Origin of the sequence: Streptococcus danieliae, assembly GCF_009767945.1 — a bacterium.
Taxonomy (GTDB): Bacteria; Bacillota; Bacilli; order Lactobacillales; family Streptococcaceae; genus Streptococcus; species Streptococcus danieliae.
In genome coordinates, this window is the sequence record NZ_WSRS01000072.1 from 1 (window position 1) to 8,667 (window position 8,667).

8 protein-coding genes, 1 tRNA gene, 1 other RNA gene and 2 pseudogenes are annotated in these 8,667 nt (G+C 44.0%); 2 read left to right on the top strand and 10 right to left on the bottom strand.

Annotated features, from left to right (window positions below; translation table 11 throughout):
- Positions 1–154: 154 nt before the first annotated feature.
- The 10 genes and pseudogenes from E5983_RS07300 to E5983_RS07345 all read right to left on the bottom strand — a co-directional run.
- Positions 155–289: pseudogene (locus E5983_RS07300) on the bottom strand (response regulator); the annotation flags it as partial.
- 18 nt (positions 290–307) lie between these two features.
- Positions 308–652 (bottom strand): BMC domain-containing protein, encoded by a 345-nt coding sequence (locus E5983_RS07305; protein ID WP_160333217.1) that lies wholly within the window; start codon positions 650–652, stop codon positions 308–310.
- Positions 653–669: 17 nt separating this feature from the next.
- Positions 670–1,809 carry a 1-propanol dehydrogenase PduQ gene (locus E5983_RS07310; protein WP_160333218.1) on the bottom strand — a complete coding sequence of 380 codons (1,140 nt, stop codon included), beginning with the start codon at positions 1,807–1,809 and terminating at the stop codon, positions 670–672.
- A gap of 232 nt (positions 1,810–2,041) precedes the next feature.
- Positions 2,042–2,638: a cob(I)yrinic acid a,c-diamide adenosyltransferase gene (locus E5983_RS07315; protein WP_160333219.1), complete on the bottom strand. Its 597-nt coding sequence runs from the start codon at positions 2,636–2,638 to the stop codon at positions 2,042–2,044.
- Positions 2,602–3,705 carry a nicotinate-nucleotide--dimethylbenzimidazole phosphoribosyltransferase gene (locus E5983_RS07320; RefSeq protein WP_160333220.1) on the bottom strand — a complete coding sequence of 368 codons (1,104 nt, stop codon included), beginning with the start codon at positions 3,703–3,705 and terminating at the stop codon, positions 2,602–2,604. Before E5983_RS07320 ends, E5983_RS07315 begins: the two co-directional genes overlap by 37 nt.
- Positions 3,702–4,355: a kinase gene (locus E5983_RS07325; protein ID WP_160333221.1), complete on the bottom strand. Its 654-nt coding sequence runs from the start codon at positions 4,353–4,355 to the stop codon at positions 3,702–3,704. Before E5983_RS07325 ends, E5983_RS07320 begins: the two co-directional genes overlap by 4 nt.
- A gap of 184 nt (positions 4,356–4,539) precedes the next feature.
- Positions 4,540–5,637, bottom strand: coding sequence for a threonine-phosphate decarboxylase CobD (gene cobD / locus E5983_RS07330; RefSeq protein ID WP_160333222.1), 1,098 nt, complete (start codon positions 5,635–5,637; stop codon positions 4,540–4,542).
- Complete coding sequence (locus E5983_RS07335; protein ID WP_160333223.1) at positions 5,634–6,071, bottom strand: EutP/PduV family microcompartment system protein; 438 nt, start codon at positions 6,069–6,071, stop codon at positions 5,634–5,636. The genes cobD and E5983_RS07335 overlap by 4 nt, the downstream gene beginning before the upstream one ends.
- A gap of 15 nt (positions 6,072–6,086) precedes the next feature.
- Entirely contained in the window at positions 6,087–7,406 is a 1,320-nt protein-coding gene (locus E5983_RS07340; protein WP_160333224.1) for an HAD family hydrolase, read from the bottom strand.
- A 275-nt stretch (positions 7,407–7,681) separates the two neighbouring features.
- A tRNA-Ser gene (locus tag E5983_RS07345) sits at positions 7,682–7,769 on the bottom strand.
- 131 nt (positions 7,770–7,900) lie between these two features.
- On the opposite strand from E5983_RS07345, the gene ssrA reads away from it, so the two are divergent.
- Positions 7,901–8,248, top strand: a transfer-messenger RNA (tmRNA) gene (ssrA, locus tag E5983_RS07350).
- Positions 8,249–8,389: 141 nt separating this feature from the next.
- Positions 8,390–8,667, top strand: a pseudogene (locus E5983_RS07355) (transposase family protein); the annotation flags it as partial.

The following is an 8,667-nucleotide window of genomic DNA, read 5'->3' on the forward strand; positions in this document are numbered from 1 at the left end:
CCCCCACCACAGGGAAAGCATCTCATAGAAATTCGAAAGAAGCCGGATTCGGATTGACGTTAAAACCATCTCAACACCCTTATTAAAAAGCTAAATAATAAAAGCCTAAAACTGTCAGTTTTCAGGGATTCCACACAACTTGACAAAGAGCCTATTTTTGGCAGTATTCAATCGCTTCAAAACCATCCGAAGCTTCAGCCACGACCTCGTAGTTGGCTATTTCCAAGAGATGGCGAATATCCAGCCTTACAATCGGATCATCATCGACAATGAGTATTCTCCCTTTCATACTACCCCTCTTTTCTGATTAGGTTCTCGTCACCACAGTACTGGAAAATCCTAAAATTTCTTCCAGACCACTTAGAACAGCTTGTAGGGCAGCTTCGACCGAAGAAACATCGCCCGTCACCACCACAGAACCACTAAAACGATCTACAAAACCAATCTCAATCCCTGCTGCCTTGCTCGCTAAATCAACAGCAATAATCGCAGCTTCACTCGGTGTGATGGTTAAAATACCAATCGCCCCTCGTTTATCACTGGATAAGCCCAACTTTTCAAAAATAGCACTATCTGGATTCGCAATGAGATGAGCCAAGGTCACCTGTTTCCCAGGTACATACTCTTGAATCATCCGCTGTTTTTCTGCCATCTATCTGTCCCCCTATCTTAGAAACTAGCATCCAAAATTGCTAACAAACCAGCCACATCGGCTTGCCTTGGATTGGTCAAACTACATTTATCGACCAGAGCAGCCTTGGCTAATTCCTCCCGACATTCTTGAAAAAGACTGGACAGAACCCCATATTGAGACAAGGTTTTCGGCAATTTCAGCCGTCCCTGGAGACGGTTGACAGCTTCCGTTAACTGCCGGACCCCTTGGCCAGGATTGCTAGCAGAATACCCTAATAATTGAGCTAAGCGTTGATAACGCTTGGCTGTTGCTAAACAATCTGGCGCAATCTTGCCATGCTGGTAACCAGCATTATAGCGGATAACAGCTGGCATCAAGATACTGTTCAGCCGACCATGAGGAATATGAAACCGCGCTCCTGCCGCATGTGCTAAACTATGGTTAATTCCCAAAGAGGCTGTATTAAAGGCCATTCCTGCCAGAGTCGATGCTGCATGCAGTTTCTCCCTAGCTTCTGAGTCCTGACCATTGCGATAAGCTTTGGGCAAATACTCAAAAACCAGTTGAACCGCCTTCTCGGCAAGAGCATCAGAAAAATCGCTGGCCTGGGTTGACACATAGGCTTCAAAAGCATGTGTTAGAACATCCATCCCAGTGTCCGCAGTGATTGAACTTGGCAAGGACTTGACTAAATTCGCATCCAAAATGGCCACATCTGGTAGTAAATCGCGACTAACCAGAGGGTACTTTTGACCCAGATCAGTATCTGTAATGACTGAAAAATCCGTCACTTCTGAACCTGTTCCGCTGGTTGTCGGAATCGCGACAAAACACAAGTCTTCAAACAATCCCTGCTCTTTTGCAAAATAGTAGATGGCCTTAGCAGCATCAATCGCTGAACCGCCACCGATAGCAATCATGGTTTGAGGAACCTTCCCTTGAGCCGCCTGAATCCCTTGAACAACAACCTCAATCGGAGGATCCGGAACAATCTCACTAAAAATTTGAATTTCATTGGAAGAATCCAGATACGTTTCTACCAACTCCTCCAATTGACCTGTTTGAACTAAAAATGGATCAGCAACAATAAAGATAGCCTGATTTTGATAAGTCTTTAATTGTTCCAATGAACCACTGCCAATAAAGAGCTCCGTTTTGTAAAAAATACGATACACTTGGGCTCTCCTTCCTGTACATAACATCAACCACAAGAAGTGAACTAAGACGACTTTGTCCTAAATCTTTCTGTAGTTCCATTGCTAATTGACTCTGTACCTCGTTGTACCTAGGGTCAGTATATCATAAAAGCGGTTTCACAACAAGAAAAAATAGATTGACATTTCCTATTTACTTAGGGACACGGCTTTTTCCTTACCCATCCACCACTTTGCTTTTTCTCTAAAAAAACTAATTACGGTCTGCCCAACGCTCAATGTCTTCCTTAGTAATATTATGAAAAACTTTCACACCGCGTTCGTAGGGAATATCCTGAGCAGCTGAACGGTAATTAATCAAGCGTGCCAAAGCGAAGAAATAATCAGATAAACGGTTGACAAAAATCAGAACCTGATGGTTAATGTCTGCCGCCCAAGAAGTCGCCACAATTTCCCGCTCAGCTCGTCTTGCAATCGTCCGAGCCACGTGGGCCATGGCTGCAATCGGATCTCCCCCTGGCAGAATAAAGGTCTCCAGAGCTGGTGGAAGCGGTGCATAGGTATCAATCCGCTCCTCCAACCAGTGAACTAGACTTTCATCCACCTTATAAGGATAAACACCTTCCGGTGTTGATAGATCAGACCCACAATCAAAGAGATAATGTTGGAGCTGAAGTAGTTCCTCTCCTAACTCGTCGCCTTGATCCATTTGGCTAATCATATAGCCTAACCAGGAGTTTAGTTCATCAATTGTTCCGTAGGCATTGACACGATCCGAATCCTTGGCGATCGTCTGACCTCCAACCAATTTGGTCAAGCCTTTGTCGCCTGTTTTTGTATAGAGTTGCATTTCTCATCACCTATCTTTCTAATATCAATATAGTCGGATTGAGACAATCCTGCTTCATCAAAGGTTGGAAAACTTTCCAAGGCAGTCACTGCAGCATCCATTAAGGAAAACATTAAGGGGCATGCAGAACCCTCTCCAAGACGTAAGCCTAAATCAAAGTAGGCCACAAGTCCCAAGTCCTCGCAAACATAAGCAAAAGCTGGCTCCGGTGAAGCATTGGATAAAAAAACATAATCCAAAACAGTAGGCTGTAAGCGACTGGCCACTAACAAGCCTGTAATCGAAATGAGGCCATCAACCACCGCAACTTTTTTCTTTTGAGCACAGGCTAAAAAGCTACCTGCCATTCCCAAAATATCTAAAGACCCTACTTTTGCAACTACATCCAAAACATCTGTAAAAGGAGTATGTTGTTGTAAGGCTTGTAGAATGACCTCTGTTTTTCGTGCCAAGCCCTGTTGATCCAGTCCAGCTCCATAACCTACCAAAGGAACCGGGTCTCCCCCTAAAATAGCTGCTATAACCGCTACAGAAGTCGTTGTATTCCCGATTCCCATCTCACCGGTTCCAATAACCTGATAACCTTGATCAATCAAAGCAACCGTTTCCTCATACCCAGCCAAAATGGCTGCTATAGCAACTTCTCGACTCATGGCCGGTCCCTTTAAAAAATTAGCAGTCCCTGAACAAAGTTTCCTGTGATCAGAACCTGTAATTGGCTGACAACATCCCAAATCCAAGAGATGGACATCTGAGCCAGCATATTTGGACAGGCCACACAAGCCACTCTTACCCTGTAAAATATTACAGGCCACTTGGTAAGTTGTCGATTGAGGATTTGAAGACACCCCTTCCTCCACTACACCATTATCCGCCACATATACGACTGTTACCTTGGGAGAAAGGGAAACAGGTGGACCAAGAATAGCTGATAAACGGACATAGATATCTTCCAGCCTGCCAAAAGCTCCTAAAGGCTTGGCTAATTGATCACAAAAGGCTTGAGCCCGAGTAATCTGTTTTTGATCCAGGGGTCTAATCGATTCAATGATTGCTTCCAATTTCATAACATCTCTCCCCTTACTCCAGTATAAACTGGTTGCAGTAAGGATCTTTTCTGATAGTAGGAAGTCAGAGGAAGTCTATCTAGCGCTGCCTCTAACAAAGGAATCCTAGCTGTCTCCTCTTTCGAAATCCAAAGGCCAAGGACACTGCCACTATGAGCCACATTTAAACCAAGCAAACCCCATTCCTCTACAAAAGATATCAAATCACTCAAAAATGGCTTCGGAAGCCGTTGGTCGTTCAGCAGGGCACTGTGAATGGCTACTTGCCCTAGAGCTGATAAATCTTGATTCTGACAGGCCTTTTGAAACTCATCCAAGAGTCGTTCTGACGCTTCTTGGGAATACCTTACATCCTGACTCATTCTGATCATTTGACCGGTCACTACCTCCTCTTTAGGCTCCAACATCAAAATCCAGAAATCTGGTTTCCAATCTGTCTGCCAGAAAACCCTACCTGTCAGGGGCTGGATAACCGTCCAGGACTCAAAAGCTACAGAATCGCTGGCTTCAATTTGACAACAAAGTGACGTTAATTTACCAGCACTGGCCTCGTCTGCTCGCCATAAGAATTGAGCTTGGGCTACAGCTAACAAATCTGCCGTACTACTCGCACACCCTTTAGCAACTGGTAACTGACTGAATCGTTGCATATGAGCGGGGATCAAATCCCCCCAAGTCCCTAGCTGCACCAATTCTTGTTGACGAGGCCATAGACACTGACCCGTTGGAGATTCCTGGCACAAAACCCAACTATAGAGATTCACTCCTAGAGAAACAAGAATCTCTTGCCCTTGGTATAAGCTCTGAAAAATTTCTCCACAAGAGCCCGGGCAACTAGCTATCACCCTTCTCATTTTCGAGAACCTCCCCCAAAACTTCTAACAGTCGCCGATTTTCTAGGTGACTCCGAATGCCGACGCGGTAGTAGTTTTCTCCTAAACCTGGATAATTCCAGCAGGAACGTATCAACAGTTTCTGCTCCCACAATCGTTGGCGCAAATCTCTCTGGCCTTTGTACCGGAAAAAAATGAAGTTGGCAGTTGGTCTGTGGACAGATAGAGAAGGGAAGGCTTTAAGCCCTTGGTATAGATAGGCCTGCTCTTTAGCCAACCACTCGTACGTTCTCCGCTGGTAGTCTGTATCCGCCAATAAAACCGGTAAAGCACTAGCCGCTAAATGATTCACTGTCCAAGGTGGCCTTTGTTGCCTAATTTCTTCTAAACAGGTAGCATGGCCTGTTGCCATGTAACCCAGACGTAATCCAGGCAACGCAAAAAACTTTGTCAGCGAACGTACAATGACCAACTTCTCCAATTTCTGAAGAAGGGGAAGTAAACTAGCATCTTCTTCCTCAATAAAATCAATAAAGGCTTCATCGAGAAGGCACCAGGCTCCTCTTCTTCCCAACCACATTACCAACTCTTCTAACTCCGACCTCGAGGACTGAGTACCCGTGGGGTTATTCGGATTGCAAAGAACCACTACATCCCCTTCTTGAACAGCGGCCAAGTCTAAACGAAGACTCTCAAATGTCCAAGTAAATGCCGGCTCTTTGAGAGGGATTGATTGAATCTGAGCTCCAGTACTTGCAAAAGCTTTACGGTATTCTAGGAACGTCGGCTCAAGAATCCAGGCCCGTTTCGGTTGCAACCAACGAGCAAAATCATAAAAAGCTTCCACAGCACCATTACATAAGAGGAAATTCTCAGGTTCTAAGCCATGATAAGTTGCTAGGTAGTCTCGAGCTTGACGCTGCTTTACATCGGGATAAACAGTTAAATGATCCAATTCTCGAATGAGATGATTTCTCACTGCCCTTGATAAGCCCAGCGGATTGATATTGGCACTAAAATCAATACAGTCTGTGGGTTCATAGCCTGCAAGAGCAGCTAGATGTGCTAAATTTCCACCATGCTCAACCGCCTTGATCATACTTCTCCCTCCAAATACCTTTTCAAAGGCTCCAAGCCCTGATCCTCTACCGAGGAGATCTCAAAAATCTGACTAGCTCCCGCTCCCACCAACTGCCGTCTGGCAAAGTCGGCTTCCTCAACGGAAGATACCCGATCCATCTTGGTAATAATCCCGACAACTTCCTTAGAAAACAAGGCTCCAAAACCTTCGGGGAAAAATTGTTGGCGGCTATCCGCTGCACACAGCAAGCCAATGACATCTGCCTCCATGGCTGTGACACTAAGGGCGTTATAAAATTTCCGGTATTGCAGAAATTCTCCTGGAGTATCAATAATGGAGTCATGAAATTGGATTGTTTGTGTCTTCTGATAATCCAGACTCAATCCATGTAACCGTTGTGTCAAGGTTGTTTTCCCAACTCCCACGGGCCCCACAAACATTACTTTTTTCATCACTCCGTCTCCTCTCTACTTTTGCAAGCGTGCCTCTTTTTCTGACAGCTTAACGGTTTCTGAGCTCTTTCGCAAAACACCCTTATTTTCATCCCGTCCCTGCAAATAGTAGAGACGTTCTTCTTGATCCATGGTATTGATTGCTTCGGTTGCCAAGAGCCCAATGCCCTTTTCTGGATCTCGTAAGAGGTTAAAGATCAAGCCGACCTGCAGATCTGGGAAATCCTTCAACATGGCATAGTCCCCATTACTGTCACCACCAATTAGGAGTGGCGCTTGGCCTCCATGGTGAACTGCCATAAAGTTGTTTATGGTTTCGGTTTTTCCTTCCCCTTGCGTTTGCGGATAGTTTTCATCCAATTGGGCTTGAATTTTCCCTTCTTCATCTTTTGCCAAACGCATGGCATAAACATGATCCTCTGGTACTCCATAGCCTAATTCTTTAGAAGTCGCATAAGGAATAATCACATCGATATAAGAAGCCGAATTGACATAGACATCGATTCCATTGGCCATCAGGGTTTGATAAAGGTTCTGCATCTCTGGAACCGAGCGAACGCCTCGTTTAAAGTCAACACTAACCTGACCAGCCTGCCCCTTGAGGCTCTCAGGGCTAGTCCAGGTTTCCTTGGTCAATTCTTCCCCATGGGCTACCTCTATCGATTTTTTGGCCAACTCTTGAACTTCCTCGGAGGTCATCCCAGCATATAAATAAGTTACCCAAGGATAACTAATATCCGAACTAAAAGTATCGCCAATGGCTTCATATAAGTAACGCAGTTTACTACTGAAATCCTTGTACTCGTTGGATTTTTTCACAGCCTCCAAGGATTTATCGCCCTCAAATCCTTTATACTGGCTATAAAGATACTCATAATCGGAACGTAAATCAGCAGCAATTTCTTCGATAGATACATCCTGCCCTTCCTTGTTCCGCAGTTCCTCACCAAAAGTCTCTAAAGGAACATCCTTCCGAATAGCTGCTTCAAATGCATCCGGAGTCATTTTAAAAGCCAAATGCTCAATTTGATAAGTTAAGGTAGCCTCACCGATATCATTGATAACGGTGGTGTTGTCCCAATCAAAGACCGCATAAGGTTTTTGATCTTTGTCATAAGCGGAACTCTTTACCCCATACTCCTCAATCAATTTCTGCAAGCGTTGATGAATCTCCGGCTTCCAATTTCCTTCTAGTAAAATCGAATCTTCCTTTTTCTCCTTCTGCTGCAGACTCATCTCAGCCCCCTTTGGTTTAGCTGCCTCTTTTTCCTGTGACTGGCAAGCTCCCAAGGTGAGAGCCAGACCACAAACCACTAACATACCGTATTTTCGCATGAAACGAACCTCCCAATATCCTCTCTATAGCAAAAAATGGCAGGGAAAGCCCTTGAATCTGTATCCGCTCCATTGCGATCCAAGTCGGCTTCCTTGCCATCCCTTATATTTTGTAAGCATTTACATTATACTCCAGCCCACAGCTCTTGTCAAGATATTTTTGAGAGGGACATGGCGCTTATTACTAGAAGAAAAAAAAGAAACGCTACTCAATCAACGTTTCTCAGAATTTCCATAAAGCACTAAAAAAAGGGATCAAAATCCCTTAAAACTGACGGAAGACATGGGATTCGAACCCACGCACGCTGTTACACGCCTACCGCGTTTCCAACACGGCCTCTTAAGCCTCTTGAGTAATCTTCCATATCACTGACTTAACTAGTATACCACATTTTCAACTAGGTGCAAGTATTTTTGAAAAAAATTTGAGAGACTTTTACAGTTTTTTCTAGCTTTTCAGGTTAAAGAGTGATATACTAGTCCAAGTAATGTAAGGGGTCGTTACGGATTCGACAGGCATTATGAGGCATATTTTGCGACTCATCGGCAGATGTAAAAATGCCAGTTAAATATAACTGCAAAAAATAACACTTCTTACGCTCTAGCTGCCTAAAAACCAGCAGGCGTGACCAAGGTTTGATTGCTTGTGTTAAACTGCGGTCTTATTATTAACAAGCTACGATGAAGGTCAGCCTAGTACCTTCATAAGAGACGAATAGGCTCGCAATCCTTTCACTTGAGCTATGTGTGGAAGAATTGTTAAATTAAGACATAGCCTATGGTTGTAGACAAATATGTTGGCAGGTGTTTGGACGTGGGTTCGACTCCCACCGGCTCCATCTTACCTTCTTATAAGGGTTCTATAATAAGTTGTGTGGAAAGCTTGCTCTCCATGCAACTTTTTTTGTAATTCAGAGTGCAAAAAAAGCAATTCCTAGTAAACTGATAAGTGAAAAAAAACATCAGAATAGGAATTGCTTCATATGGACTATGTTACTCAAAAATTACTCGGAATTCAAAACCTAAACATTACTTTTAGAGAAAATTGGCTTACTTTTCGTAAAGATAAGCGAAATCGTCTTGCCCAAATCATTGAAGGTTCTTTGGAAAAACGTCCAAGCTGTTGCCCCTCCTGTGGAGTTATCTGGGAATCTACTAAAGATGTCTATGCCCATGGTACCACTCCTAAAAAGCGTCAAATTCAGCTAACAGAAATCGATAATAAGCCTGTTTATCTAGAATTAACAGTCCGTCGTTTCAA

What these genes read in the sequence shown, in the direction of transcription:
- E5983_RS07320 (WP_160333220.1), bottom strand. Translation starts at nt 3,705, where the DNA reads ATGAAATTGGAAGCAATCATTGAATCGATTAGACCCCTGGATCAAAAA.
- E5983_RS07340 (WP_160333224.1), bottom strand. Translation starts at nt 7,406, where the DNA reads ATGCGAAAATACGGTATGTTAGTGGTTTGTGGTCTGGCTCTCACCTTG.
- E5983_RS07315 (WP_160333219.1), bottom strand. Translation starts at nt 2,638, where the DNA reads ATGCAACTCTATACAAAAACAGGCGACAAAGGCTTGACCAAATTGGTT.
- E5983_RS07305 (WP_160333217.1), bottom strand. Translation starts at nt 652, where the DNA reads ATGGCAGAAAAACAGCGGATGATTCAAGAGTATGTACCTGGGAAACAG.
- E5983_RS07335 (WP_160333223.1), bottom strand. Translation starts at nt 6,071, where the DNA reads ATGAAAAAAGTAATGTTTGTGGGGCCCGTGGGAGTTGGGAAAACAACC.
- cobD (WP_160333222.1), bottom strand. Translation starts at nt 5,637, where the DNA reads ATGATCAAGGCGGTTGAGCATGGTGGAAATTTAGCACATCTAGCTGCT.
- E5983_RS07325 (WP_160333221.1), bottom strand. Translation starts at nt 4,355, where the DNA reads ATGCAACGATTCAGTCAGTTACCAGTTGCTAAAGGGTGTGCGAGTAGT.